The sequence below is a fragment of the Hymenobacter algoricola genome (genome assembly GCF_039539525.1).
GTDB lineage: Bacteria > Bacteroidota > Bacteroidia > Cytophagales > Hymenobacteraceae > Hymenobacter > Hymenobacter algoricola.
The window spans coordinates 44,573-71,263 of the sequence record NZ_BAABDH010000107.1 but is presented as its reverse complement, the minus strand read 5'-3'; the positions used below and the strand labels follow the sequence as shown (position 1 = coordinate 71,263).

The window sequence follows — 26,691 nt, the reverse complement described above, 5'->3', positions numbered from 1 at the left end:
CTTAGGCCCTGCGTTATGCAAGAGAAAGGTAGCATCTCGATTCACACCGAGAATATCTTCCCCATCATCAAGAAATTCCTCTACTCCGACCACGAAATCTTCCTGCGGGAGCTGGTTTCCAACGCGGTAGACGCCACCCAGAAGCTCCGCAGCCTGGCCCAGCTGGGTGAGTTCAAAGGCGAGCTGGGGGAGCTGAAGGTGAAGGTGAGCGTGGACAAGGACGCCCGCACCATCACCATCGCCGACCGCGGCCTGGGCATGACGGCCGAGGAAATCAAGAAGTACATCAACCAGATTGCCTTCTCCGGGGCCTCCGAGTTTGTGGAGAAGTACAAGGAGCAGGACGCGGCCACCAAGGACCAGATCATCGGTAAGTTCGGCATGGGCTTCTACTCGGCGTTTATGGTGGCCGACAACGTCGAAATCTTCTCCCGGAGCTACCAGGAAGGCACCAAAGGCGCCCACTGGACCTGCGACGGCAGCACTGAGTTTACCCTCGACACCACCGACAAGGCCGACCGCGGCACCGACATCGTGCTGCACGTGGCCGCCGACTCCGACGAGTTTCTGGAGCCGGCCCGCCTGCGCACCATCCTCAACAAGTACTGCAAGTTCCTGCCCATCGAAATTGAGTTCGAGGGCGAGGTTATCAACCAGACGGCTCCCATCTGGACCAAGCAGCCCGCCGAGCTCACCGACGAGGACTACGTGAAGTTCTACCAGGAGCTGTACCCGTTTTCGGAGCCGCCCCTGTTCTGGATTCACCTCAACGTGGACTACCCGTTCAACCTGACCGGCATCCTGTACTTTCCCAAGGTGAAGGACGAGCTGCAGTTTCAGCGCAACAAAATCCAGCTCTACTCGCGCCAGGTATTCATCACCGACGAGGTGAAGGACGTGGTACCCGAGTTCCTGATGCTGCTGCACGGCGTGATTGACTCGCCCGACATTCCGCTGAACGTGTCGCGCAGCTTCCTGCAGGCCGATGCGGCGGTGAAGAAAATCAATACCTACATCACCAAGAAAGTCGGCGACAAGCTGGCCGAGCTCTACCGGAAAGACCGGGCCGGCTACGAGGAGAAGTGGTCGGATATCGGCCTGTTCGTGAAGTACGGCATGCTGTCCGACGACAAGTTCTACGAGAAGGCCAAGGACTTCGTGCTGGTGCAGAACGTGGCGGGCAAGTTCTTCACCCTGCCCGAGTACCAGGAGTTTGTGCAGGCCAACCAGAAGAGCAAGGACGAGCAGACCGTTATCCTCTACACCACCGACGCCGAGGCCCAGCACGCCTTCGTGCAGGCCGCCCAGGACCGTGGCTACGACGTGCTCAACCTCAACGGCCCGCTGGACTCGCACTTTATCGGACAGTTGGAGCAGAAGCTGGAGAAAACCACCTTCAAGCGCGTAGATGCCGAGACTGCCAGCAAGCTCATCGACAAGGATGAGGCCGCCGAGAGCGTGCTCAGCGACGACGACAAGACCCGCCTGCAGGAGCTGTTCACCAAGGCCATCAGCAACGAGCAGATGCACGTGTTGGTCGAGGCCCTTTCGCCCCAGGATGCGCCGGTTATCATCACGCTGCCCGAGTTCATGCGCCGCATGAAGGACATGCAGCGCACTGGCGGCGGCGGCGGCATGCAGATGTTCGGCTCGTTGCCCGACAGCTACACGGTGAGCATCAATGCCAACCACCCCGTGGCCCAGCGCGTGCTGAATGCCGAGGGCGAAGCTGGCGCCCAGCTGGCCCGGCAGGCCTTCGATCTGGGCCTGCTGGCCCAGGGCATGCTGAAAGGCGAGGCCCTCACCGCTTTTGTGAAACGCAGCGCCGATTTGCTGGCGGCTGAGTAGCATTGTGTATAAAGCAGATAAGGAAAACCCCGGCAGCCGGCAGGCCGCCGGGGTTTTCTGTTTTCGGCGGCTGGCCGGCCGGGTGAAGCGCGCCGGTATAGCTACCGGGAAGAACCCCGGTCCCGCGCCATTTCGCTGCTTCCCCAGCTCGGGCCTGCGCTGCCCGGGCACCAAATCCCTATATCTTTACGTTCGACCTTACGAATTCGCCTTATTCCGTTGATGCGCCCACTTCGTCCGCTTCTTTTGCTGCTTACGGTCTTGCTGCTGGCCGCCGGGGCCTGCTCCAAAAAGACCGTTTCATTTAACAGCAAGCCTGATCAGAGCCTGGCCGGTACGGTCGTGCGCGACTCCCTCACCACGGCCCGCGACACCACGGGTGCGCCTTCCCTGGCAACCAATAAGGTAGTGCTGACCAAGGAGCAGGAAAAGGCCGCCAAGGAAAAGGAGAAGGTTGCGCAGCGCAACAAGAAGAAGAAAAAGAACATCTTCCTCGGCGAGAGAATCAAGAAGGGATTTACCAAGTATGGTCCCAAGGGACGTAACCAGGTTATCGAAACCTTCCATTATCTGCGCACCTTCCAGCAGCCCAATGACTTTGCCCCGGCCCGCTACTTCTTCGACGCCAAGAAGCGGAAGGTTTTCAAAACCACCGAAGAGCTGGACCCGGCCACGGCCAAGGTTCTGCACGGCCCCTACAAGAAGATGCAGGGTGGTAAAGTCATCGAAACCGGCTTTTTTGCCCTGGGTACCCGCCATCTGCGCTGGGAGAAGTTCGGCAAGGACAACGTGCTGCTGAGCAAGAACCACTACGAAATGGGCTTCCCCCGCGACGCGCAGGTGAGCTTCTACGCCAACGACAAAAAGCGCCTCAAAGAAGTTATTCCCTACGCCGAGGGTAAGATTGAAGGCGACTACGTGAGCTTCAACGAGAACGGCAAGCGGGAGTGGGAAGGCCAGTTTGAAAACGGCAAGAAAGTCGGTGAGTGGACCCGGTACTGGGGCTTCCGCAACACCAAGGACCGCCGCCGCTACGTGTACCAGTACGGCGAGTCGGGCTACGAGCCCGAGGTGCCGGCGCCGGCGCTGCTCAAGGAGTACAACCGCAACGGCGTGATGGTGTACGAAAAAGACAAGTACGACAAGCGGGACAGCGTAACCGACCGGCCGGGCGCCAAGAAGTAAGCTTCCGGCCCGCCGCCGAGGCCGCTACCCGCTCCTGCCCGAGCGGGCTTTTTTGCGGCTCCCGCCCGCGCCCGGGTCTCAGGTAAGATATAAACCGTCGGGGCCTTAGTAAAATGCATCTTCAAAGTGGGCGAGGCGGAGGCCGGCAGGGGTCTGGAGCAGGGCTATAATATCGAAGCGGATATCGCCCCGCCAGTCGGTTTCCTCCTGGTACTGCTCGGCCGCCAGCCGGAAAAGCTGCCGCTTGCGCTCCGTCACGAACTCCTCCGGATGCCCAAACTGCGCTGAAGAGCGCGCTTTTACTTCCACGAATACGAGCAGCTCGGCTCCGCGCTGGGCAATAAGGTCGACCTCGGCCCGCCGGTAGCGGTAGTTGCGGCGCGCGATGGTGTAGCCCTGGGCAACGAGATGAGCCGCCGCGGCAGCTTCGCCGGCGTGGCCGAGCAGGTGGGCACTGGAAGCCATAGGTGAGGAGCGAAGCGGTACACGGATGGAGGTTGGAGCTAAATCTAGTACCTTTGCGCGTTTTCCGGGCAGTCTTACCCGAGCCGGAAGCTGCTCATACCCGCCGTTTTGGGTTCATCAGAATGCTGCCATGACCCTTCTTCCCTCCTGCGTAATGCCGCCCGCTGCTGCCAGCAGCCTGACGCCCGCCGCCCGGGAGGCGGGGCAGAACCGGCAGATTCGGGTTGAAAAGCTCGGCCTCACCGACTATGAAGCTGCCTGGGCCTATCAGGAACAGCTGCTGGCCGCTGCGGTGGCTGTCAAAACCCGCAACCGGCAGGCGGCCGAAGCCGGCCGGCTACCGGAGTCTACGCCCAACGTTCTGCTGCTCTGCCAGCATCCGCACGTGTATACGCTGGGGAAAAGCGGCAAGCCCGAGCATCTGCTGCTGGATGACGCCGGCCTGGCGGCGCACGGCGCTACCTACCACCGCATCAACCGGGGCGGCGACATCACCTACCACGGCCCGGGGCAGCTGGTTGGGTATCCCATCCTGGACCTCGACAACTTCTTCACCGACATTCACCGCTACCTGCGCGTGCTCGAAGAAGCCGTTATCCTGACGCTGGCCGACTACGGCCTGAGTGCGGGCCGGATTCCGGGGCTTACCGGGGTTTGGCTGGGGTTTGAGGAGGCCGCCACCAATCCGCGCAAAATCTGCGCGATGGGCGTCAAGTGCAGCCGCTGGGTGACCATGCACGGCCTGGCCTTCAACATAAACCCCGACCTCTCGTATTTCGGACACATTGTGCCCTGTGGCATCACCGACAAAGCCGTCACCTCCCTGCAGCAGGAGCTGGGGCGGGCGGTGCCGCTACCGGAGGTCGAAGAAAAACTGCTGCGGCATCTGGCTACTCTGCTCGATGCAACGCTCATAGGTTAAGCAGGCATGAAAGACGACATCACATTTGATCCGGTTGAAGGCGTATCCGTTGCCATAGTTCCCGACGAGCCCGTGGCTACCGACGAAGGCAAGCAGATATGGCAGGTTTATCTGCTCAATCACAACGCTTTTCCGCTCCGCAACGTCATAGTCAGTTCCAATGGCTACGGCACCCGCGAGGATGGCGAAACCGTGCGGACTTCGACCTTGCGGCATGTCATTATGGAAGTAGAACCCCAGACGGCCGTGCCCATTGAACCTATCGACCCGGATTTGTTTCACCTCAACAACCAGTACTGGGTAAGCTATTACCACGGCCCGCAGATATTCGATAAGAAGTACATCTTCGTGCCCGATTCCATTGTACCCGCTAACCTAATCCACATTTCCTTGCTCGACCGTGCAGGTGTGCTGCACAGTTAGGCATTGACTCGCAAACGGCCTGCAGAACTCGAATTCTCGGGCATATTTGCTTAATTTTGAGCCGATACGTATGAATCCAATCGGAATTCAGTTGGGGTTGTCCTTTCTCTGGGCATTTCTGGTGGCGCTGTTTGCAGTGCCATCCATCATCTATATTGCCCACCTGAAAAACATGCTCGACACGCCCAACGTGCGGACCGTGCATGAGTCGCTGACGCCCCGTTTGGGGGGCGTGGCCGTGTTTGCGGGCTTCATGTCGTCGCTGACCATCTTTGCCGACCTCAGCAACGGCATCCAGCAGCTGCTGGCGGGCTGCATCGTGCTGTTCTTCGTGGGCCTGAAAGACGATCTGGTCAGCATCTCCGTGGCCAAAAAGTTTGTGGGTCAGCTACTGGCCACTGGTATCGTGATGATTATGGCCGATGTGCGCGTGACCAGCTTTCAGGGAATTCTCGGCATCCATGAGCTGCCCGTCGGCATCAGCTACGCCTTCACCTTCCTGGCCATTGTCGGCATCACCAACGCCATCAACCTGATCGACGGGCTGGATGGGCTGGCCGGTACCATTGTCCTGATTATCACCACCACCTACGGCTACTACTTCCTGCGCTACGGGGGCGCCAGCTACGGCAACTACGTGTTTGTTTCCGTGTGCCTGATTGGCGGTATGCTGGGCTTCCTGCGCTATAACTTCCACCGGGCCAGTATTTTTATGGGCGACACTGGCTCGTTGGTCTGCGGCTTTATAGTCTCTATTCTGACCATTCAGTTCATCGAAATGGGATTGAAAGTTGGCCAGCCCTTCGCTTCGTCGTCGCCGTCGGTGGCCATTGGTGTCCTGTTTGTGCCCCTGTTCGACACGCTGCGCGTCTTTATCGTGCGCATGATGGCCGGCCGTTCACCATTTGCACCCGACAAAAACCACGTTCACCACCGCATTCTGGCCATGGGATTCCAGCAGATCAGCACCGTCATGCTGCTCGGGCTGCTCAACCTGGTAGTTATCCTGTTCGTCATCAACTTTGCTGCCATCGGCAACACCTGGCTGATTACGGGCCTGGTTGCGTTTTCCCTGGTGCTAAGCATCTTTCTGGGCGTGTACCAGAGCCGCAGTGCTCAGCAGCGCGTTGCCTCATAGCAGCGCTTCTAACTAGTAGTACCCATGCTGCGGAAGACAATGAACGGGGTCCGCTTCCTTATTTTGCTGCTCTTCCTGGCCGGAATGCTGTTTTGCAGCCGTTCAACCCGGGCCGCGGAGTACCGGCCGTTGCCCCTGGCGCCCCGTGGCGGCCTTTCCGCCGATTGGCTGATCTACGACGCTCCGCGCAACAGCCTGATCCTGTATCTGCCCGATTATCATAGTCCGGCGCAGGCTTATTACCAGTGGATAACTATCCGGCCCGGCCGCCCGCTGTCCATTACTTTCGCTGCCCGGAAAGACCTGAGCCTGTTTCTGGACAACAGGCTGGTCTTCACGGCACGTAGCCCGGCTTCCTACACGGTAGATGTCGCTAGGCTGCTTCCCCCGGCGCAGCGGGTGGGGCCCCACCTGTTGTGCGTGTGGCAGCCCGAGATACCGCCGAATCTGGCTTCGTTCACCAACGCCGTCGTAACTGCTGCTACTCAGCCGGGTAAAAAAGTCACTCCGTTGCTCGCGCAGCCGCGCCCACGAGGCCATCAGGGGCAGAACGTATTTTTGTGCTTTCTGCTCCTTATCGGGCTGCTCTACGGTGGTATCCGGGCGGCTTACCAGCCGGGCTTTGCACGTATCTATCAGTTTGAGGGCTTGTGGAGCAAACAGGCCAACGACCAGGACTTTCTGACCAAGCCCACCATAACCTGGCTGAATCTGCTGCTGGTCCTGGCCTTTGCCTTGTCCTTTGCCTTGCTGCTGGTAGCTATCCATACCAACATCCAGACCATCGTCATCCTGCGCCGCCTTTTTGACGTGCCAGAGTCCGCTATTGTGCTGCGGGTACTGCTGTACGCGGGGCTGGTAGCGGGGTTTGTGCTGGGGAAATACCTGTTTCTGGAGCTGATGGGCTATATTTTTGACGTCACCTTCCTTGTGATGGTACAGTACCGGGAGTTTGTGCGGACCATCTTGTTTATGGGGCTGTTCCTGCCCGTAGTTATGCTGCTGTACTTAGGACTAAATCAAACTCTACCCGAGACGGTATTGTGGGTATCCAATGGGGTGGTTTCCTTGATGTTGGTTGGCACCGTACTGCGCATCGCCCGTACGCTGCACCGACGGAGCTCCTTACTAAATCTGCATTTGTTTTCTTACCTTTGCGCCACGGAAGTGATTCCGTTGGTCATTTTGTTGAAATTGATCGTTTTTACCTACTAATGCCCGGTTATCAGCCCATTGGCTGATAATTTTCCAACGAACGTCCTATCGCCCGAGACTTACCCTTTTTTTGATTTTATGTCCGAGAGCAAAGATAAACCGGGCACGGGCCGGCACGCGAAACGCATCTGCAGCATTCTGGTGACCCAGCCGAAGCCGACCACCGACGTATCTCCCTACTTTACTATTGCCGAGAAATACGGCATCAAAGTCGACTTCAGGGAGTTTATTCAAGTTGACCCGGTTTCCTACAAGGACTTTCGGAAAGAGAAAGTCAACATTGCGGAGCACACCGCCATCATTTTCACCAGCCGCAATGCTGTCGACCACTTCTTCCGTATTTGCCAGGAAGCTAAGCTGGAAATGCCGGCGGAAATGAAGTATTTCTGCATTTCGGAGCAGACTGCCAACTATCTGCAGAAGTACATCGTGCTGCGTAAGCGCAAGCTGTTTGTGGGCCAGCGCACCGCCGCCGATTTGTTCGACGTCATCAAAAAACACAAAACCGAGAAGTTTTTATACCCTTGCTCGGACATCCGAAAGGATGATATTCCGGAGTTCATGCGGGCCAATAACTTTAAGTTTACGGAGGCCGTCATCTATCGTACCGTTGCCAGCGACCTATCAGATCTGACGGACGTGAAGTACGATTGCCTGGCTTTCTTCAGCCCTTCCGGCATCAGTTCGCTTTTCATCAACTTCCCTGATTTTGAGCAGGATGGAACTCGCATAGCGGCTTTTGGTCCTACCACGGCTAAGGCCGTGCTGGATGCTGGCTTAGAACTGGATATAGAAGCCCCCCAGCCCAACGCTCCTTCCATGACGGGGGCTATCGAAGCGTATATCCGCTATCATCACAATCTGGAAACCAATAAAGAGAAGAAGGCCAGCGGCAAGCAGAGCGCTTAGCGGGGGAAAGTGGCAGTTGTATCCTTACGGAGTAGATCGGCTAGTTTTTTTGTGTATTTGTTGCAGAGGGTTTTTTCCATACATTTGGATACCTTGTGTTGCCCACCCCAACGCGTAACAAACCACCCGCTAAGTCGCTTCTATGAAGGGAACTCTACTCGCCACCTTCCTGCTATCGGTAGTTGCCGGTTCAGCCCTGGCACAGCAGCAGCCTCAGTTTAGCCACTACGGCTTCAATGGGATGTATCTGAACCCAGCGTATGCCGGAATAAAAGGCCAAGGGGATGTCACCCTTATCGGTAGATATCAGTATGCTGGCTACGGGGCTTCTTTTGACGCCGGTGGCTCACCTAAAACGGTGGTTTTATCCGGCTCTTTGCCCGTGGCTGCTATCGGTGGCGGTATTGGCTTTCACGTTTATCAGGATGAAATAGCTGTCCGGAAAGCTACCAATGTGCAGCTGTCTTATTCCAAGCACCTGAAAGTAGGCGCTGGTAAGCTCGGATTAGGTATTCAGGGCGTAATGAACCGCTTCGGGGAAGGCACCCATCGGGCGCTTGACCCCAATGATCCTAAAGTGCCTCTGCCAAGCTCCGATAGTAAGTTTGATTTGGGGGCGGGGGTTTGGTACGAATCGGATAAACTGTACGCTGGACTCAGCGTCAACAACCTGCTACGTTCCCAGTATGCTTTCAAGAGTGAAGCCCTTGGCAGCCCTACAACAGCTAGTATATTGGCTGAAAACCACGCGTATTTTACCGCTGGCTACAATATCGAGGCAAGCTCCTCTGTTATCGTCACACCAACAGTTATTGCTAAGCTGGTGATGCCAGGAAAGTTTAGTGACAACAATAAATTTACTTTCAAAAACAATTCGTACGAGGTTGGAGCCCGTGCTACCTTTGATGACAAGTTCTGGGGTGGCCTGGGCTACCGTTATGATGAGTCATTCACGGGCCTTTTAGGCATGAGCTTTGCTAAAGACAACGCTCTGCGGTTTGGCTACGCCTTTGACTTTATTGCATTTAATCAAGATGCGCTTGCTGTGAGTTCGCATGAGATTATGCTTTCCTATCGTTTGCCCAAACCCGGTCTGGCTACTCGTCCAGCTGTTCGCACTCCTCGCTATAGCTTCTAAACAACAGCCTGTTACAAGGCATTTCGACTACCTGATTACGTGCGGACTGGAATTGTGGTGGGGTTGTACTAAGTCGTCTTCGTTCTTCGTTCAACCGGGAACTCGTCTAGTTCGTAGACAGTTGGACGGTATTGAACGATAGGTTTGCGGACGAACGTAAGATTCACTAGATTTGCGGGCTCGTTAAATTGTAATCTTCGGGTATCGCCGCCTGAATAGTCTTTTCTTTCTTGACATGAACAAGTTACTCGTATTGCCTCTCTTAGCCCTTTCGGCGCTGTTCCTGGGGGGCTGTGGTTTTGGTAAAGGACCGCAGGGCGACCTGGTCGGGGCGGAAGACCGTCCTGAGTTTAACCCGCAGGAGGTTCCTTTCGGAATGGTGCCTTGTCCCGGTGGAACATTTCACATGGGGCAGACGGACCAGGATATCTCGGCTTCGATGGTGAACATGAACAAGCAGGTAACTATTGCCGGCTTCTACATGGACGAGACTGAGATTACCAATAATGAGTATCGCCAGTTTATGAACGCCATCCGGCAGGACTCGATCGATGTACTTGGCGAAGAGTATGTCATGACCGAGCTGTATCCTGATACGACCGTTTGGGTGCGTGACTTTACGTACCACATGGGCGACCCACTGATGGAATACTATTATACGCACCCGGCCTTTGACGACTATCCTGTGGTGGGCGTTGACTGGTTCGCGGCAAAGTACTTCTGTAACTGGCGTACCAAAAACAAGAATGGCGCCAACGAAGAGGCGGGGATTGCCCCGACTCCGAACTTCCGTCTGCCTTCCGAGGCTGAATGGGAGTATGCTGCCCGTGGCGGCCGTAACTTGGCAACATATCCTTGGGGCGGCCCTTACCTTCGTAACTCGAAAGGCTGCATGCTCGCTAACTTCAAGCCCGGCCGCGGCGACTACGCCAGCGACGGCTACGCTTATACGGCTCCAGTAGGCTCCTTCTTCCCGAACGACTTTGGCTTGTACGACATGTCAGGCAATGTAGCTGAGTGGTGTGATGATGCTTACATGGAAGCCTCCGTACCCGTTGTGTGGGACATGAACCCAACCAATCCCGATGATAACGAGCCGCGCAAAGTAGTCCGTGGCGGTTCGTGGAAGGATATTTCCTACTTCTTGGAAACCGGCTCCCGTAATTTTGAATACCAGGACTCCGCCCGTTCTTATATCGGTTTCCGGACCGCTATGATTCAGATTGGTGAGGGCACCAACACCGCACTGAACTAACCTTGCCTCTGGCAGCCATTAAATTCCCGCTTCCCAACAGCTTTTAGTTTCTTCAACCAATCCAATTCTTTCAACTCAAGTAAAATGGCAGCAAAAGGCGGTAGCTTCATGTATGACGTGATTATGCCCAAGGTGTATGGCATCGGGGCAGCAGTCGTAATTATCGGGGCTTTGTTTAAAATCCTGCACTGGAAAGGTGCTGACCTAATGCTGATGATCGGCCTAGGAACCGAAGCTTTGATCTTCTTTCTCAGTGCTTTCGAGCCCAGAGGCAAGGAAACGGATTGGTCGCTGGTTTACCCGGAGCTGTCGGAAGGCTACGACCCTTCCACGAGCAGCAACAGCTTGGCCGCTAACAACAGCCAGGGCTTGACCCGCAAGCTGGACGACATGCTGAAGGATGCCAACGTGACTCCTGAGGCCATTGCTTCGCTGGGTCAGGGTCTGAATCGCTTGAGCACCACCACGCAGCAGCTTTCTTCGCTGGGTGACGCCACCAATGCCACGGAGGAGTACACGACGAAGGTTCGCTCGGCTGCTCAGTCTTTGGAGCGTATCAATGAGGCTTACGCGCAGACGGCTCAGGCTATCGGAGCAATGTCGGACGCTACGTCGGATGCCCGTGAGTACCACCAGCAAGTGCAGAACGTGACCAAGAACCTGGGCGCTCTGAACGCAGTGTACGAAATGGAGCTGCAGGATGCCAACACGCACCTGAAGTCCATGAACAAGTTCTACGGTACGCTCAGCCAGGCTATGGAAAACCTGACCGAGGCGGGCAAAGAAACCGAGCAGTTCAAACAGGAAGTAACACAGTTGACCGGCAACCTGGGTTCGTTGAACCGCGTGTACGGCAACATGCTAAACGCCATGCGCGCTACCAGCTAAGGCTGGCAGCAAAGCACTGAACGTTTCTGTCCAATAATTTTATCGACTAGGAAAGAACACGATGGCGGGAGGAAAAGAGACTCCACGGCAAAAAATGATCGGCATGATGTACCTGGTACTGACGGCCCTTCTTGCCCTACAAGTAAATTCAGCAATTCTGCTCAAGTTCAAGTTTTTGGATGACAGCCTCTTCGGTATCAACGAAAAGGTGTCCAAGGCCAACGACGGCACGGTAAAGGGTATTCAGGCGCAGGTCGTGAAGAACCGCAATACGCCCAAAGACGTCGCCGTATTGAAGCAAAGCGAAGACATCCGGGCGCGCACCCAGCAGATGGTGACCTATCTGCGCGACGTTCGGGACAAGCTTGTAACGGCCACGGAGAACACCAAAGGCAAGAACGAGTACAAGAACATGAGTGCCGAAGACAAGGTGGCCATTACCATGTTGGGGGGCACCAAGAACGGCGCAGCTTACGCCATGAAGGATGAGCTGAACAAGTACGCTGATTACATCAAGCAGTTTGTTCCTGGTGCAGCACCTTTGGCCCTGGATGCTAAGGATGACAAAAGCATCATGGAGCCTGAGCAGAAGAACAAGAACTTCGCCGAACTGAACTTTGAAAACACGCCTCTGGTAGCCGCTCTGGCTGTTCTGTCGCAGAAAGAGGCCGAGGTACTGAAGTATGAGTCGGATGCTCTGGCCGCGCAGTCGGCCAAGGTTGGTGGCAACATCATCGTATTTGACAAAGTAGGCGCCTTCGCCAGTGCTGAGTCGAACACCGTGGCTGCTGGTACCAAATACAAAGCTGAGCTGTTCCTGACGGCTTCGGCCTCGGGTCTGAATCCTTCGATGACGCTGAACGGCAGCCCGCTGTCAGTGGGGCCAGACGGTAAGGGCAAGGTGGAATTTACGGCCCGCCCGGGGTCTTTCGATGCTTCCGGCAACGCGAAAGCGCAGTGGACGGGTAGTATTCGCTTCAAGCAGAATGGCCGGGACACAACCTTTAAAGTGTCGGTGCCTTACACGATTACCAAGCCTGTAATGCAGATTCAGTCGGCTTCGGTGCAGGCGCTGTATTTCAAGTGCGGTAACAAGCTCAGCGTGCAGGTTCCGGCCTTGGGCGCTCAGTATAAGCCGAGCTTCGGTGCTTCCGGCGCTTCGGTTATTCAGGGCTCAAAGCTGGGTGACGTAACGCTGGTGCCAAACTCGCGCGAAGTAACGCTGAACGTGAGCAGCGGCGGCAATGCCATTGGCTCGCAGACGTTCCAGGTTCGCCCGATTCCCAAGCCTGATATTCAGTGCTGGGTTGGTGGCCGCCCGGCCAACGAAAAGCAGGGTACGCCCATCACGGCCGTCCGCAACATGAGCCTGAAGGCTATTCCCGATGCTGGCTTCGCCACCTTCCTGCCCGATGACGCCCGCTACCGGGTAACCCGCTACGAAGTGACCCTCGTGCGGGGTAAGCGCCCGGCCATGCCGACGCGTACCATCAACGGTCCGGAAGCTAACCTGAATGACGTAGTAAACTCGGGCCGTGAAGGTGACCGTTTGTACATCGAAGTAAAGGAAGTTAAGCGCCTGAACTTCCAGGATCAGCAGGAAGAAGTAAAAGTATCCAAGCAGTTCAATATTCCGCTGATCTAAGCGTTACGCTGCTGAACTAACCGATGCGCTTTTTTGATTACCAGGGTATGAACAAATTCCTTTCTTTCGCCGCCATGACGGCCTCCATGATGCTGTCGGTGGCAGCGTCGGCCCAGGAACAAGCCACCACCGCGAGCAGCAACGGCTCGTACCGCCCGATTCCGAACTCGGACATCATGTTCCGGAAGACGATCTGGCGCGCGGTTGACCTTCGGGAGAAGCAAAACAAGCCGATGTTTTCGGAAGGCAAGGAAATCAGCCGGGTGATTCTGGAAGCGGTAAAGCGCGGTGAGCTGCAGGCTTACAAGAATGACTCGCTGACGAGTACCTACACTTCCACGGAGGTTTCCGGCAACATGTCGTATGCCGAAGCCAGCGCGGGCTTGAGCGACGAGGAGAAAGCGGCCGGCTTCAGCGATGATGCCGCCGACGACTGGGGCACCAAGAAGACGGCCAAAGGCAAGAAGGTGGCGGCAGCTCCTAAAAAGCCGGTGGCGCCGCCGAGCTACGAGTACCGGTATAAGGACCTGTTCCAGATGGAATTGAAAGAGGATATGATCTTCGACAAGAAACGGTCGCGGATGTATCACGACATCAAAACCGTAACGCTGCTGGTTCCTTCGACGCTGGGCTCCAATACCTCGGGCATTGAGAAGCCAATCGGCACGTTCAAGTACAGCGACCTGGTGCGCGTTTTCCGGGCCAATCCGGATAAGGCCATCTGGTTCAACTCGCAGAACGATGCGCAGCACAAGAACCTAGCAGATGCTTTCGAGCTGTGGCTGTTCAACTCGTATATCGTGAAGGTTTCCAACCCAAACGACTCGCGTCTGGACGAAATCTATGGCGGGCAGCAGCAAGGTATCCTGGCTTCGCAGCAGGCCGCTTCCGACCTGATCGAGTACGAGTACAACCTCTGGAGCTTCTAGCCCTACTCGGTTTCAGGTTGACTGATAAGCAACAAAAAAGCCCCGGCCGTAATGGCCGGGGCTTTTTGTTGCTCGTTTCCGGGCTATTCCGGCGAGGAAGGAGCTGCGGCTTCCTGCTCGCTGAAATAGGTGAGTAGGATACGAGCCTTGGCTTTGCCGACTTCCTCGATCAGCTCGGCTTCGGTCAGCTCCCTGATTTTCTTCACCGACTTGAATTTGGTCAGCAGCTTGTCAGCGGTGACGGGGCCCAGGCCTTTGACGTCGGTTAGCTCGGTTTTGAGCGTGGCGGCATCCCGGCGGCTGCGGTGGAAGGTGATACCGAAGCGGTGGACCTCGTCGCGCATGCGCTGAAACAGGCGCAGGGACTCACTCTTCTTATCGATATAAAGCGGTAGCGGGTCGTTGGGCACGTAGATTTCCTCCAGGCGCTTGGCAATGCCGATGATGGCCATCTGCCCCCATAGGTTGAGGTCTTTGATGGCCTTCACCGCCATGCTGAGCTGGCCCTTGCCGCCATCGACGATGATCAGCTGGGGCAGGGAGGCGCCTTCGTCCACCAGGCGGCGGTAGCGGCGCGTGACGACTTCATACATCGAGTCGAAGTCGTTGGGGCCGATGACGGTTTTGATGTGGTAGTGGCGGTAGTCCTTCTTGCTGGGCTTGGCGTTGCGAAAACACACCATGGCGGCCACCGGGTTGTCGCCCTGGAAGTTGGAGTTGTCGAAGCATTCGATGTGCTTGGGCAGCTCCGTGAGGCGCAGGTCGCGCTTGATGCCTTCCATGATGCGCACCTCGTTGACGTCCTTGGACCGGTCGTTCATGCTTTCCTTCTCCTTGCGCAGGTAGAGCACGTTTTTGAGCGATACTTCCAGCAGCTTACGCTTATCCCCGATCTGCGGCACCGTGACCGTGACGCCGGGCAGCGGCAGGCCGCCGATTTCGGTATTGACCAGTATTTCCCGCGACTGGCTTTCAAACTCGTCCCGCATCTGCATGATCATCGGGGCCAGAACTTCGGCGTCGGTTTCATCGAGCTTTTTCTGCAGCTCGACAGACTGAGTAAGGATAATGGAGCCGTTCATCACCTTCAGATAGTTGATGAAGGCCAGCTTCTCATTGGAGGCGATGCTGAATACGTCGATGTTAGACAGCGCCGCATTGACGACCGTGGACTTGGCCTGAAAGTCATCGAGACGGTCGAGCTTCTGCTTGAGGGTGTGGGCCAGCTCGTACTGCTGGTCCTGGGCGGCGGCCATCATTCGCTCGCGGAAATACGCTTTGGGCACGGTCAGATTGCCGCTGAGGATGTTGCGGATCTGCTGAATGTACTGGCTGTAGGTTTCCTCATCCTGCTGGCCTTCGCAGGGGCCTTTGCAGTTGCCGAGGTGGTATTCGAGGCAGACCTTGAACTTGCCGGCCGCTACGTTTTCGGGCGAGAGGTTATAGGTGCACGTGCGCAGCGGATACAGGGCCCGGATCAGCTCCAGTATCACGTTCATGGCCGTCAGGTTGGCGTAGGGGCCGTAGTAGCGCGAGCCGTCGTTGATCTTCTGGCGGGTGGGCAGCACGCGCGGGAACCGCTCGTTGGTGACGCACAGGTAGGGGTAGGTCTTGCCGTCCTTGAGCAGGATGTTGTACTTGGGCTGGTTCTGCTTGATAAGGTTGTTTTCGAGCAGAAAGGCGTCGGACTCACTGTTGACGATGGTAAACTCAATGCGCCGGATAGTCTTGACCAGCTGCTGGGTTTTCTTGTTGTGGTCCTGCTTGGTGAAGTAGCTGCTCACCCGCTTGCGCAGGTCGATGGCCTTGCCGACGTAGATAATGCCTTCGTCGTCGAAGAACTTGTAGATGCCGGGCTGGTGGGGCAGCTGGCGGATTTGCTCCTGGAGCTGGGCGTTGGCGGCCATAGAGGGGGTAAGTCGCGGATGATGCTGTGAGTACTCAGGCCGGCCGCATTTGTTCGGTCGCGCGGGCCGGCCGGGGTAAAGAAACAAAAAGTGGCAGGTGTAGAACACCTGCCACCGGCAATTTGCGCCCGAAGAGTCGACTTAAATATCCTGGTCGTCCAGGTCCTGCAGGTCGGTCTGGTTGAGCTTCTGGTCGTAGGGAATCGTGTCGCGCTGGCCGCCGTAGTAGCGGCTGCAGTCAATTTCGATGCTGAGCGGCTGCGTCGGCTTGGGGAAGGGTGCGGTGCTGATGCCAATGCCCTTGTCGGCGTACACCTTGCGCATAAACACGCCGTAGATGGGCAGGGCCAGCCGGGCCCCCTGGCCGTAGGCGCCGGTGCGGAAGTGAATGCTGCGGTCTTCGCCGCCCACCCACATGCCGCAGACCAGATCGGGTGTGATGCCCATAAACCAGGCGTCGGAGTAGTTGCTGGTGGTACCGGTTTTGCCTCCCATTTCGTAGGGAAACTTAAAGCCCGTTTTCAAAATGACCGAGGTGCCGCCGGGTTCGGTGGTGGAAGCCTGCAGCATGTAGGTCATCAGGTAAGCCGTTTCCTCGCTCAGGGCTTCCTTGGTCTGGGGTACGAACTCGCGCAGCACGTTGCCGTTCTTGTCTTCGATGCGCGTCACCATCATCGGGCCGGTCCACACGCCCTTGTTGACGAAAGTGCCGTAGGCGCCGCAGAGCTCAAACATGCTCACGTCGCTGGAGCCGAAGCCCACGGCGGGCACAGCTTCGATGGGGGAGGTGATGCCGAGGCGCTTGGCATACTGCACCACGGTTTCGGGGCCTACTTTCTGCACCACCCAGGCCGTAATGGAGTTCATGGAGCGGGCCAGCGCCTGCCGCAGCGTGAAGGTGCGGCCCGAGAAGCCGCCCTCAAAGTTCTTGGGCGTGTAGGACTCGCGGCCCGCTACGGCCGGAAACGTGGTAGCTACGTCGGGGCGCTGGTAGCAGGGCGAGTAGCCCTGGTCGATGGCGGCCGTGTACACAATCGGCTTGAACGTGGAGCCGGGCTGGCGGCGTCCCTGCTTCACGTGGTCGTACTTGAAGTACTTGTAGTTGGTGCCGCCCACCCAGGCCTTGATCTGGCCGTTGAGCGGGTTCATGGCCATAAAGCCGGCCTGCAGGTACCGCTTGTAGTAGGCCAGGGAATCCAGCGGCGACATCACCATCTCCTTCTCGCCCTGCCACGAGAAAACCGTCATCTTATACTTCTTGCGCAGGTAGTAGTTGATGGAGTCCTTGTTGCCATCGAAGCGGTTGTTCAGGGACTTGTAGCGCTCCGTCCGGCGGATGGAGGTAGCAATGAAGTTGGGAATGACTTTGCCGGTTTCGTCGCGCCAGGGCTGCTGGCCTTTCCAGTGGGCATCAAACCATTTCTGCTGCAGCTTCATGTGCTCGGCCAGGGCCGATTCGGCGTACTTCTGCATCCGCGAGTCAATCGTGGTGTAGATTTTCAGGCCGTCGGCGTACAGGTCGTGGTCGGTTTCCTTGGCCCAGGCCTTGAGCATCTTGCTCACCTCCACGCGGAAGTAGGGCGCAATGCCTTCGTTCTGGTTTTCCACGCTGTAGTCGAGCTTGATGGGCTTCAGCGTGTCGGCCCGCAGCGAGGCTTCCGGCAGGTAGCCGTACTTGTTCATCTGCAGCAGCACCCAGTTGCGGCGGCGCTTGGAGCGGTCGGGGTTGAACTTGGGGCTGAACCGCGACGGGGCGTTGAGCACCCCGACCAGCGTGGCCGCTTCGGACACGGTCAGGTCCTTGGGCTTCTTGTTGAAGAAGGTTTTGGAAGCCGTGTTGATGCCAAAGGCATTGGAGCCGTAATCGTTGGTGTTCAGGTACATGCGCAGGATTTCGCGCTTGGTGTAGTTGCGCTCCAGCCGCACGGCCAGAATCCACTCCTTGGTCTTGGTAACGAGCATGCGCACTCCCGGGACCTTGTTCAGCGTGCCGTCGTTCAGGTCGCCGCGGGTGCGAAACAGCACTTTGGCCAGCTGCTGGGTGAGCGTGGAGCCGCCCCCGCCGCTGCCGCCCGTAACCAGCCCCGCGGCCACGCGGCCGGTGGCTTTGGCGTCGATGCCGGAGTGCTGCTCAAAGCGCGAGTCCTCGGTGGCAATCAGGGCGTCGATCAGGTGCTGGGGCAGGTCCTCGTACTCGGCCGGGGTGCGGTTTTCGTGGAAGTACTTGCCCATCAGCGCGCCGTCGGCCGAGTACACTTCCGACGCCAGCTCACTCTTCGGGTTTTCCAGCGTTTTCAGGTTGGGCATCCGCCCGAACAGCCCCAGAAAGTTGATGCTCACAGCCAGCACGTACAGGATGGCTCCCAGCACGCCGCCGCCGAAAAGCAGCCACAGGGTGCGGGTAAAAGCCGTGAACCGGCCCGGGCGCTGGGGTTTGCGGGAAGAAGATTTCGTTTTAGTGGCAGGGTAAGCCATGTATGCAGGTATGAGTCAGAAGGGCCGGGCTGCGCTTCCCCGGACGAGTATGCGCAGCAGCCCGCTTCCGGAATTATTTGGAGTAGGTCTTCTGGTAGAAGCGCTGATACTCTTCGACGTCCTTGCTTTGCAGCAACAGCGGGAGGTTATCAATACCAATTATCAGCGTTTGGTAACCCGCGCCCCGCAGCCGGCTCAGCGGCGACTGGGGGCCGCGCAGCTTCAGCGCGTAGTTCTGGGCCACCTTGGCGCCCGGCAAAGACTGCACCACCACCAGGTCCAGACTGTCGCCGAGCACCAACTGCTGCACCTGCAGATTGCTGGCTTTGAAGTAGCGGCTGTTGTAGGCGCTCAGCCCGGCCGGCAGATCCTGCAGCGGGGCGGCGCCTTTCGGGAAGGCCAGCACTACCGCGTGGCCGGCCGCCGAATTGGCCGTGTAGGCCGTAGCCGGCTTGCCAGCAGGAGGCGGAGGTGAAGCGGGCGCAAGGTCGGCGGCCGGGGCAGCTGGAGTCGGCGTGGCCGGCGTAGGGGCCGGGGTAGTCGCCGACTTGGGTGCCGATGCTGCCGGGGCCTTCAGTGCGCCCGGAACCGGAGCCGCGCCCGGCTTGGCCGGGGTAGGAACCGGGGCCGTCGGCGCAGGGGGCAAGGGCACCTTGCTGGCCGGCGACTCCTCAGCGGAATAGAAGATGCGCATCCGGTTGTCGATTTCCCCGGGGCGGAATACGGAAATGACCGGCTTATCGGTAGAAGCCAGGGCTCCCGCAATCTGGCCTTCCTCGTAGCGCTTGTAGCTGACCAGCAGGTTCTGCGCCTGCCCGCCGAGCGGACTTTCGGGATACTCCTTGCGAAACTGGTCTACTGCCGCCCGCGCTACCACCGGGGGCTTGGTGCGGATGGTGATGAGGGTGCTCAGAAACGAGGTCCGGTCGTTGAGGTCATTCACCGGGTGCTGCTTTTTGGCCCGGGCCAGCACGGCGGTAGCCTTGGTGAACTCCTGCTTCTTGTAGAAGGTGAAAGCCGAGTCCAGCAGTATTCCGACCTGGGCGTTGGCCAGTGAAGTGCGGCGCAGGTATTCCGGATCGGCCACCAGGCGCGCATACGACGAGTTCGGGTATTCCTGGCGCAGCTTCTCGGCGTAGGCTTCGCCCTTGGCATTGCCCTGCTCCTTGTAGAGCAGGTAAAGGCTGTAGTACGTTTCGGGCGAATGCACGCCGGCCGGAAAGCGCGTTACGAGCTTCTCGTAGGTTTCAGTCGCCTGCACCGGCTCCCGCAGCTGCTGGTTGTAGATGCCGCCCAGCGCAAACAGCGCCTCCTCAACCTGTTTCTGCGACGCTTGCAGCTGCGGCGCCGTCAGGGGCAGGTTGCTCCGGTAGCCGGCTACCAGGCCCTGCACCTGCGCCGCCGGGTCTACCGGCGCGGCGGTACCCGCCGCGCCGGTAGCCGGATTCACGCTGGTGCTGCCCGCGCCGGCTATCGAAACCGGCACGTTGCCGCCCTGGTTGGAAACGGGCGAAGAACTCGTTTGGCTTACCACGCGCCAGTTGTCGGTCAGCTGCCGGTCGCCCCACTTGCGGATAAAGTCGGCCCGGGCCACGGCCAGCGAAGTCGGGTTGTCGAAGTACCACACGGCGCCGGTGCCGCTGTTGGCGGCGGCCAGCGGGTCGAAGTTAGCCGTGCCGAAGGCGGAGGTGGCGTTGCTGCTGGCCGTCTGCTGCTGCTGGGCCTGCCGGGCCACCAGGGCCGCCAGGCGCTCCTCTTCCTTTTTTCGGGCCGCCAGCTCGGCCACGGCATAGTCGGTCAGGCGGCGGCGCAGGGTGGCCGTATCGAGTCGGGCCAGGGTTTGCAGGCTGTCCTGGGTGTCAATAATGGTAATCTGCTTGGCAAAATCCTTCAGCACCAGGCTGCGCTCGGCGGTGGCCGCATACTCGGGCGCTTCCCGGGGCATATTCTGCACGGTGCTGTCGTAGTAGGCCGCCGCCAGCCGGTATTTCTGCAGGTTCTCGTAGTAGATGCGTCCCGCCAGCAGGTAGGTGTAGGACTTCTGGGCCTTGTTGGAAGTAGCCACCCGGGCCGAGGTCCGCAGCAGGACCAACGAATTGTCGTAGCGCTGCTGCCGGTACTCCAGCCGCGCCATTTCGTAGTAGATTTTGTCGCGGTACTCCTTGTTCTTGGTGTCCTTGAGCAGCTTGGCAAAGTACTTATCCAGCCGGGCCTTGTCCTGGTTGTTCAGGTCTGACACCTGGCCCAGCATCAGCTTGGCAAAGAAGTCCAGCTCGTAGGGCGGGTTGCGCTTCAGAATCTGGTTGAGCTGGGCATAGGCCGCCTTATCCTGGTTGTTGGCCTGGTAGAGCTGGGCCAGGATGTAGCGCGTGCGCGACAACTCATTCTTGGGCGTGATGTAGGGCAGGGCCTTGGTCAGGTTCTCAATGGCCTTGGGCTGGTCGCCGGTCAGCAGAAAGTACTCGGCCCGGGTCAGGAACAGCTCCCGGGCATTCTGGCCGGTGCCCTGCTCTTTGTCCAGCAAATCGGATACGGCGGCGGCGTTTTCCAGCTCCTTGGTGGCCAGAAAAGTGCGCATCAGCCAGATCAGCGCCTCGTGCTTGGCGTTGGCGTCCTTGCTGGTGGTGTTGACGTACTTAAACGTCTTGCCCGCGTCCTCATACTCCTTCTTATAGTAGCGCGCCTTGCCGATGAGCAGGTAGCTGTCGTCGGTCCAGTCGGAGCCGGGGCGGTGCTGAATGGGCAACGACGCCTTTTTGATGATGTCGTCCAGGTCGGCCGTCACGCGGCCCACGGTGGCGTCGTCCAGGGTCGGAAACAGGGGCAGCACGCGGTTGTAGTCGTTCACGCGGGCCGCGTAGAGCGTGGTTTCGGTGGCGCGCAGCTTTTCGCGGGCCAGGAAGAAGCCGTTGTCGCGGGCTACAATATTCTCGTAGCCGTGCCCGATGATGGACTTGCGCTCCGAGGAGCACGCGCCCACGGCGGCGGCCAGCAGCAGCAGCACGGGCACGTAGAGCAGACGGGAAAGCGGATATTTTGTCAAAACAGAATAGTAGTCAGGACCCCAAGTTGCAAAAATCAAACGCGGGTCGTCCGCCGATTCGTTCGTTCGGGCGGCGCGTGCAGTCGTCTAACGTAGCTCGGTGAGTAAAATTACGGTTTTTCCGCCGCCGCGTCGGCGCTCCAGGTACGGCGCCCCAGGGCCGCGGTCCGCAGGTTTAGCCAAAACCTGCGGGCAATCGTAGGCTACTGCGCCGAAAATCAATACTTTCGCACCCCCAAACTGCCCGAGCTATGGCCGCCGACGTTCCACCACCCAACAAATCCGACGACTCCAGCCGCCTGCGCAGCTTCGCCAAATACTCGGGCCTGGGCTTTCAGATGCTGGCCATCATCGGCTTATGCACCTGGGGCGGCCTCAGGCTCGACGAGCACTACCACACCGACCGGCCGTGGTTTACCCTGGGCCTGATGGTCTTCGGGCTCATTGCGGCTACGTATCAGATCATCCGCGGCGTGTCGCGTAACGAATAATTCTTCCGTGGCCGTTTTTCTCCGTTCCCTGCTCGTTTTCTCCGTCATCGTGTGGGCCATTATGTATGGCCTGCAGCTGCAATACGGCGCGGCCGTTATTCACCCGCTGGCCTACTCCATCTTCGGCTTCTTCGCCGTGCTGACGGCCCTGACCTACTGGCTGACGGCCCTGCTGCTGAAAGCCAACCCCGACGGGTTTATGGTCGCCTTCTTCGGGGGGATGGTCACGCGCCTGCTGCTCTCTATCGGCCTGGTGATGATCTACCTGTATAAGGGCGGGGCGCAGGAAGGCCGCGGCACCTGGACCTTCCTGGGAAGCTTCTTCCTATTGTATTTTCTCTTTGCCGGGTTTGAAATCTGGGCTATCCTGAGTAACTTGCGCCCGTTTTCAAAACCGGGCGAAGGCTCCGAATGAAGGTTTTGCGAATTTTACCTTAATCCCCACTGAATGAAGCGCTTACTGATAGCTCTCTTCTGTATTCTTTCGCTTCCCGTTTTTGCTTCTGAACCAGCTACCACGGCTGAAGCTACCCAAGAGGAGGCTTTCAACCCCGGGGAGATGATTCTGCACCACATCGGCGACTCGCACGAGTGGCACTTTGCCACCTTCGGCAACGAGGCCCACGGCACCCACCTGACGTTGCCGCTGCCCGTCATCGCCTACCAGCCGGCCAAGGGCCTGAGCGCTTTTTCTTCTTCGAACCTGGCCCACGGCCAGGCCTACAACGGTCTGAAGCTGGAGCACGAGCACCTGGTCGCCGAAGACGGCGGCAAGGTATACGATTTTTCGATTACCAAAAACGTGGCCTCCCTGCTGCTGAGCGCCGTGCTGCTGCTGCTGGTGTTCACCGCCGTAGCCCGCGGCTACCGCCGCAACCACGGCAAGGCGCCCTCGGGCATCCAGTCGTTCTTCGAAGTCATCATCACCTTCATCCGGGATGAAGTGGCCAAGAAGTCCATCGGCCCCAAGTACGAGCGCTACATGCCGTATTTGCTCACCGTGTTCTTCTTTATCTGGTTCAACAACCTGCTGGGCCTGATGCCGGGTGCCGCTAACCTGACCGGCAACATCGCCGTGACCTTCACCATGGCCGTGCTGACGCTGATCATCACCCTGGCATCGTCCAACAAGAACTACTGGGCCCACATCTTCGCCACGCCCGGCGTACCGAAGGCCCTGCTCCCGATCATGATTCCGGTGGAACTGATTGGCGTGGTGGTAAAGCCCTTCTCGCTGATGATTCGTCTGTTTGCCAACATCACGGCCGGCCACATCGTTATCCTGAGCTTTATCAGCCTGATCTTCATCTTCAAAAGCGTGGCGCTGGCGCCGGTTTCGCTGGCGTTCGGTTTGTTCATCAACGTGCTCGAGCTGCTGGTGGCCATCCTGCAGGCGTACATCTTCACGCTGCTGACGGCCATGTACATTGGCGGCGCGGTAGAAGACCACCACGACGCCGACATGCAGATGGGCGGCGGCGACGGCGCTGAGCCGGCCCACGCGCACTAAGCTTTTCTCACCCGATTTTTTCTGTTTTTCATTTCTCTCAAATTTCTGTTTTATGCTTCTTTCTCTGTTGTTGCAGGTTGCGAATTCTGTTGGTCTGGCTGTAATGGGTGCCGGTATCGGTGCTGGTCTGGTGGCTCTGGGCGTTGGTCTGGGCATCGGCCGTATCGGTGGTAGCGCCATGGAGGCCATCGGCCGCCAGCCTGAGGCTTCCGGCAAAATCCAGACTGCTATGCTGATTGTAGCCGCTCTGATCGAAGGTCTGGGCTTGTTCGCCGTCGTAGTTTGCCTGCTGATTTCGTTCAACCTGAAAGGCTAGGGGCGTTGCTGAGGCAGCCCGCTGCGCATCGCTTCGGCGCACGGCGCAGCGGGCTGTCTTGGTTTTTCGAAAGGAAGTAGTCAGTACTTCGTCTTGCGTGGCGCAAGGCTGGCTTGGCCTGTCAGGTCCCGGCTAACTTGCTGCTTCTCAACTCTCACTGCTCAATACCTAATTCCCCCGTATGGAACTCATAACCCCGGAATTTGGCCTGATCTTCTGGCAGCTGGTGATTTTCCTCACCGTGCTGTTCCTGTTGGCCAAGTTCGCCTGGAAGCCCATCCTGCTCTCCCTCAAGGAGCGCGAAGACTCTATCGAAAGCGCCCTGCGCATGGCCGACCAGGCCAAGCTGGAAATGCAGCAGCTGAAAGCCGGCAACGAAAAGCTGATTTCGGAAGCCCGCCTGGAGCGCGACAAGATGATGCAGGAAGCTTCGCACATGGCCAACCAGCTCATCGAGCAGGCCAAGAACAAAGCGACCGAAGAAGGCAGCCGCATGATCATGCAGGCCCGCGAAGCCATTCAGAACGAGAAGAACTCGGCCCTGACGGAAGTGAAAAACACGGCCGCCAAGCTTTCCATCGACATTGCTGAGCGCATCCTGCGCCGGGAGCTGGCCGACGCCGGCTCGCAGCAGCAGCTCGTGGACTCGTACCTGAAGGATGTCAAATTAAACTAAGCTGCCAGCTCCAAGCTCCAAGCCTCAAGCTGACGTTCCGTCGGCCAAAAATCTTGCAGCTTGTAGCTTACAGCTTGCAGCTCAAAACCAATGTCTGAACAACGAGTTGCCTCCCGCTACGCCAAGTCCCTGCTGGACCTGGCCGAGGAGCGTGGGACGCTGGAGCAGGTAAAGGCCGACATGGATCTGTTCCGCACCACGCTGGAGCAGAACCGCGACCTGCGCCTGTTGCTGCGCAACCCCATCGTGAAGCACGATAAGAAGCTGGCCATTCTCCAGGCAATCTTTGGCGGCAAAGTGACGGACATGACGGAGAAGTTCTTCTCCATCGTGACCCAGCACAACCGCGAAAGCGCCCTGGAGTGGGTAGCCACCGAGTTTCAGAGCCAGTACGACGTGCTGCGCGGCATGCAGGTAGCCCAGGTGACTACCGCCGCCCCGCTGGCCCCCGCCCTGCGCGAGGAACTGAATACCATCGTGCGCCGGCAGTCGGGCCTCGAGAACGTAACCCTGCAGGAAACGGTTGATGAGTCGCTCATCGGCGGCTTCATCCTGCGCGTGGGCGACCGTCAGCTCGACGAATCGGTGCGCAACAGCTTGCGCAAGCTGCGCAACAGCTTCAAAGAGAACCCCTACCAACACCATATCAATTAACAACATGGCAGACGTACGTCCGGATGAAGTATCCGCCATCCTGCGGGAGCAGCTGTCCAACTTTAAGACCGAAGCCGAACTCGAAGAGGTTGGTACGGTGCTTCAGGTTGGCGACGGTGTAGCCCGCATCTACGGCCTGAGCAACGCTCAGGCGGGGGAGCTGATCGAATTTGAAAATGGCCTGCAGGCCCTGGTGCTGAACCTCGAGGAAGACAACGTAGGCGCCGTAATGCTCGGCGACTACAGCGAAATCCGCGAGGGCGCCACGGTAAAGCGCACCAACAAGATTGCTTCCATCAAAGTCGGCGAAGGCATCATCGGCCGCGTGGTCAACACGCTGGGCCAGCCTATCGACGGCCGTGGCCCGATTGCCGGCGACACTTACGAGATGCCCCTGGAGCGTAAGGCTCCCGGCGTAATCTTCCGGCAGCCCGTAACCGAGCCCATGCAGACCGGTATCAAGGCTATCGACGCCATGATTCCAATCGGCCGGGGCCAGCGCGAGCTGATCATCGGCGACCGGCAGACGGGTAAGTCGACGGTAGCCCTTGACGCCATCCTGAACCAGCGCGAGTTCTTCGAGCGCGGCGAGCCGGTTTTCTGCATCTACGTAGCCGTAGGCCAGAAAGCCTCCACCGTGGCCCAGATCGTGCAGTCGCTGACTAAGGGCGGCGCTATGGATTACACGGTAGTAGTGGCCGCCACCGCCGGCGACCCGGCCCCGATGCAGTTCTTTGCTCCCTTCACGGGTGCCGCCATCGGCGAGTTCTTCCGCGATACGGGTCGTCCGGCTCTCGTGGTCTACGACGACTTGTCGAAGCAGGCCGTGGCCTACCGCGAGGTGTCGCTGCTGCTGCGTCGTCCTCCCGGACGCGAGGCTTACCCAGGTGACGTATTCTACCTGCACAGCCGCCTGCTCGAGCGGGCCGCGAAGATCAATGCGTCCGACACGATTGCGGCCGACATGAACGATTTGCCCGACTCCATTCGCCACATGGTGAAAGGGGGCGGCTCGCTGACGGCCCTGCCGATTATCGAAACCCAGGCCGGTGACGTTTCGGCGTATATCCCGACCAACGTAATTTCGATTACGGACGGGCAGATCTTCCTCGAAACCAACCTCTTCAACTCCGGTGTTCGTCCCGCCATCAACGTGGGTATCTCGGTATCGCGCGTGGGGGGCAACGCCCAGATCAAGTCGATGAAGAAGGTGGCCGGTACGCTGAAGCTCGACCAGGCCCAGTTCCGCGAGCTGGAAGCCTTCGCCAAGTTCGGCTCCGACCTCGACGCCTCGACCAAGCTCACCATTGAGCGCGGCCGTCGCAACCTCGAAATTCTGAAGCAGCCCCAGTTCTCGCCCGTGAAGGTGGAAGACCAGGTCGCTATCATCTACGCCGCCACCAACGGTCTGCTCGACCAGGTGCCGGTAAACAAGGTGCGGGAGTTCGAAACCGAGTTCCGCCAGGTGATGCAGTCGCGTCACCCCGAGGCGCTCAAGGCGCTGAAAGCCGGTAAGCTCGACGACGAGATTACGGGTGCCATCCGTCAGGTCGCCAAAGACCTGTCGGCGGTATATTCTTCGAAATAAGCTATAAGCCGCAAGCCGCAAGCTGCAAGCTGATGTTCTGACGTCAAATTGCAGCTTGCAGCTTGTAGCTT

23 protein-coding genes are annotated in these 26,691 nt (G+C 58.4%); 19 read left to right on the top strand and 4 right to left on the bottom strand.

The annotated features are described in order from the left end of the window. The first annotated feature begins 15 nt into the window (after positions 1-15). A complete protein-coding gene (gene htpG / locus ABD842_RS17605; RefSeq protein WP_345116839.1) occupies positions 16-1,848 on the top strand; it encodes a molecular chaperone HtpG in 1,833 nt (610 codons plus the stop codon). Between the two features lie 222 nt (positions 1,849-2,070). Next, entirely contained in the window at positions 2,071-3,033 is a 963-nt protein-coding gene (locus ABD842_RS17600) for a toxin-antitoxin system YwqK family antitoxin (protein ID WP_345116838.1), read from the top strand. A gap of 105 nt (positions 3,034-3,138) precedes the next feature. Here the strand turns inward: ABD842_RS17600 and ABD842_RS17595 are convergent, their stop codons facing one another. After that, positions 3,139-3,498, bottom strand: coding sequence for a YraN family protein (locus ABD842_RS17595; RefSeq protein ID WP_345116837.1), 360 nt, complete (start codon positions 3,496-3,498; stop codon positions 3,139-3,141). Positions 3,499-3,652: 154 nt separating this feature from the next. On the opposite strand from ABD842_RS17595, the gene lipB reads away from it, so the two are divergent. The 10 genes from lipB to porN all read left to right on the top strand — a co-directional run bounded on the left by lipB (position 3,653) and on the right by porN (position 13,960). After that, complete coding sequence (gene lipB, locus ABD842_RS17590; protein ID WP_345116836.1) at positions 3,653-4,420, top strand: lipoyl(octanoyl) transferase LipB; 768 nt, start codon at positions 3,653-3,655, stop codon at positions 4,418-4,420. 6 nt (positions 4,421-4,426) lie between these two features. Next, a complete protein-coding gene (locus ABD842_RS17585) occupies positions 4,427-4,843 on the top strand; it encodes a hypothetical protein (protein ID WP_345116835.1) in 417 nt (138 codons plus the stop codon). 70 nt (positions 4,844-4,913) lie between these two features. After that, positions 4,914-5,981 (top strand): MraY family glycosyltransferase, encoded by a 1,068-nt coding sequence (locus ABD842_RS17580; protein WP_345116834.1) that lies wholly within the window; start codon positions 4,914-4,916, stop codon positions 5,979-5,981. A gap of 24 nt (positions 5,982-6,005) precedes the next feature. After that, positions 6,006-7,196, top strand: coding sequence for a DUF4271 domain-containing protein (locus tag ABD842_RS17575; protein ID WP_345116833.1), 1,191 nt, complete (start codon positions 6,006-6,008; stop codon positions 7,194-7,196). A gap of 78 nt (positions 7,197-7,274) precedes the next feature. Next, positions 7,275-8,105: a uroporphyrinogen-III synthase gene (locus ABD842_RS17570; protein ID WP_345116831.1), complete on the top strand. Its 831-nt coding sequence runs from the start codon at positions 7,275-7,277 to the stop codon at positions 8,103-8,105. Positions 8,106-8,247: 142 nt separating this feature from the next. Beyond that, positions 8,248-9,243 carry a PorP/SprF family type IX secretion system membrane protein gene (locus ABD842_RS17565; protein ID WP_345116829.1) on the top strand — a complete coding sequence of 332 codons (996 nt, stop codon included), beginning with the start codon at positions 8,248-8,250 and terminating at the stop codon, positions 9,241-9,243. Positions 9,244-9,478: 235 nt separating this feature from the next. Further along, a complete protein-coding gene (gene porK, locus ABD842_RS17560) occupies positions 9,479-10,498 on the top strand; it encodes a T9SS ring complex lipoprotein PorK/GldK (RefSeq protein ID WP_345116827.1) in 1,020 nt (339 codons plus the stop codon). Positions 10,499-10,582: 84 nt separating this feature from the next. Next, the gene (gene porL, locus ABD842_RS17555; RefSeq protein WP_345116825.1) at positions 10,583-11,386 is read left to right on the top strand and encodes a type IX secretion system motor protein PorL/GldL; all 804 of its coding nucleotides are present in this window, start codon (positions 10,583-10,585) and stop codon (positions 11,384-11,386) included. Between the two features lie 61 nt (positions 11,387-11,447). After that, positions 11,448-13,031 (top strand): type IX secretion system motor protein PorM/GldM, encoded by a 1,584-nt coding sequence (porM, locus tag ABD842_RS17550; protein ID WP_345116824.1) that lies wholly within the window; start codon positions 11,448-11,450, stop codon positions 13,029-13,031. Positions 13,032-13,078: 47 nt separating this feature from the next. Then, positions 13,079-13,960: a type IX secretion system ring subunit PorN/GldN gene (gene porN / locus ABD842_RS17545; RefSeq protein ID WP_345116822.1), complete on the top strand. Its 882-nt coding sequence runs from the start codon at positions 13,079-13,081 to the stop codon at positions 13,958-13,960. 83 nt (positions 13,961-14,043) lie between these two features. Here porN and uvrC read toward each other — a convergent pair whose 3' ends face one another. The 3 genes from uvrC to porW all read right to left on the bottom strand — a co-directional run bounded on the left by uvrC (position 14,044) and on the right by porW (position 21,385). Then, the gene (gene uvrC / locus ABD842_RS17540) at positions 14,044-15,867 is read right to left on the bottom strand and encodes an excinuclease ABC subunit UvrC (RefSeq protein ID WP_345116820.1); all 1,824 of its coding nucleotides are present in this window, start codon (positions 15,865-15,867) and stop codon (positions 14,044-14,046) included. 141 nt (positions 15,868-16,008) lie between these two features. Further along, positions 16,009-18,342, bottom strand: a complete 2,334-nt coding sequence (locus ABD842_RS17535; protein WP_345116818.1) for a transglycosylase domain-containing protein — start codon at positions 18,340-18,342, stop codon at positions 16,009-16,011. A gap of 73 nt (positions 18,343-18,415) precedes the next feature. After that, positions 18,416-21,385, bottom strand: a complete 2,970-nt coding sequence (gene porW / locus ABD842_RS17530; RefSeq protein WP_345116817.1) for a type IX secretion system periplasmic lipoprotein PorW/SprE — start codon at positions 21,383-21,385, stop codon at positions 18,416-18,418. 251 nt (positions 21,386-21,636) lie between these two features. Here porW and ABD842_RS17525 point away from each other — a divergent pair, with 251 nt between their 5' ends. The 7 genes from ABD842_RS17525 to atpA all read left to right on the top strand — a co-directional run bounded on the left by ABD842_RS17525 (position 21,637) and on the right by atpA (position 26,620). Beyond that, entirely contained in the window at positions 21,637-21,876 is a 240-nt protein-coding gene (locus ABD842_RS17525) for an AtpZ/AtpI family protein (RefSeq protein ID WP_345116815.1), read from the top strand. Between the two features lie 7 nt (positions 21,877-21,883). Continuing rightward, complete coding sequence (locus ABD842_RS17520; RefSeq protein ID WP_345116813.1) at positions 21,884-22,291, top strand: hypothetical protein; 408 nt, start codon at positions 21,884-21,886, stop codon at positions 22,289-22,291. A 33-nt stretch (positions 22,292-22,324) separates the two neighbouring features. Further along, a complete protein-coding gene (gene atpB / locus ABD842_RS17515; protein WP_345116811.1) occupies positions 22,325-23,386 on the top strand; it encodes a F0F1 ATP synthase subunit A in 1,062 nt (353 codons plus the stop codon). Between the two features lie 52 nt (positions 23,387-23,438). Then, positions 23,439-23,702 (top strand): ATP synthase F0 subunit C, encoded by a 264-nt coding sequence (atpE, locus tag ABD842_RS17510; RefSeq protein ID WP_345116809.1) that lies wholly within the window; start codon positions 23,439-23,441, stop codon positions 23,700-23,702. A 181-nt stretch (positions 23,703-23,883) separates the two neighbouring features. After that, positions 23,884-24,378: a F0F1 ATP synthase subunit B gene (locus tag ABD842_RS17505; protein WP_345116807.1), complete on the top strand. Its 495-nt coding sequence runs from the start codon at positions 23,884-23,886 to the stop codon at positions 24,376-24,378. Between the two features lie 90 nt (positions 24,379-24,468). Further along, positions 24,469-25,032, top strand: a complete 564-nt coding sequence (atpH, locus tag ABD842_RS17500) for an ATP synthase F1 subunit delta (RefSeq protein WP_345116805.1) — start codon at positions 24,469-24,471, stop codon at positions 25,030-25,032. A gap of 4 nt (positions 25,033-25,036) precedes the next feature. Next, positions 25,037-26,620 (top strand): F0F1 ATP synthase subunit alpha, encoded by a 1,584-nt coding sequence (gene atpA, locus ABD842_RS17495; protein ID WP_345116803.1) that lies wholly within the window; start codon positions 25,037-25,039, stop codon positions 26,618-26,620. The last annotated feature ends 71 nt before the right edge of the window (positions 26,621-26,691 follow it).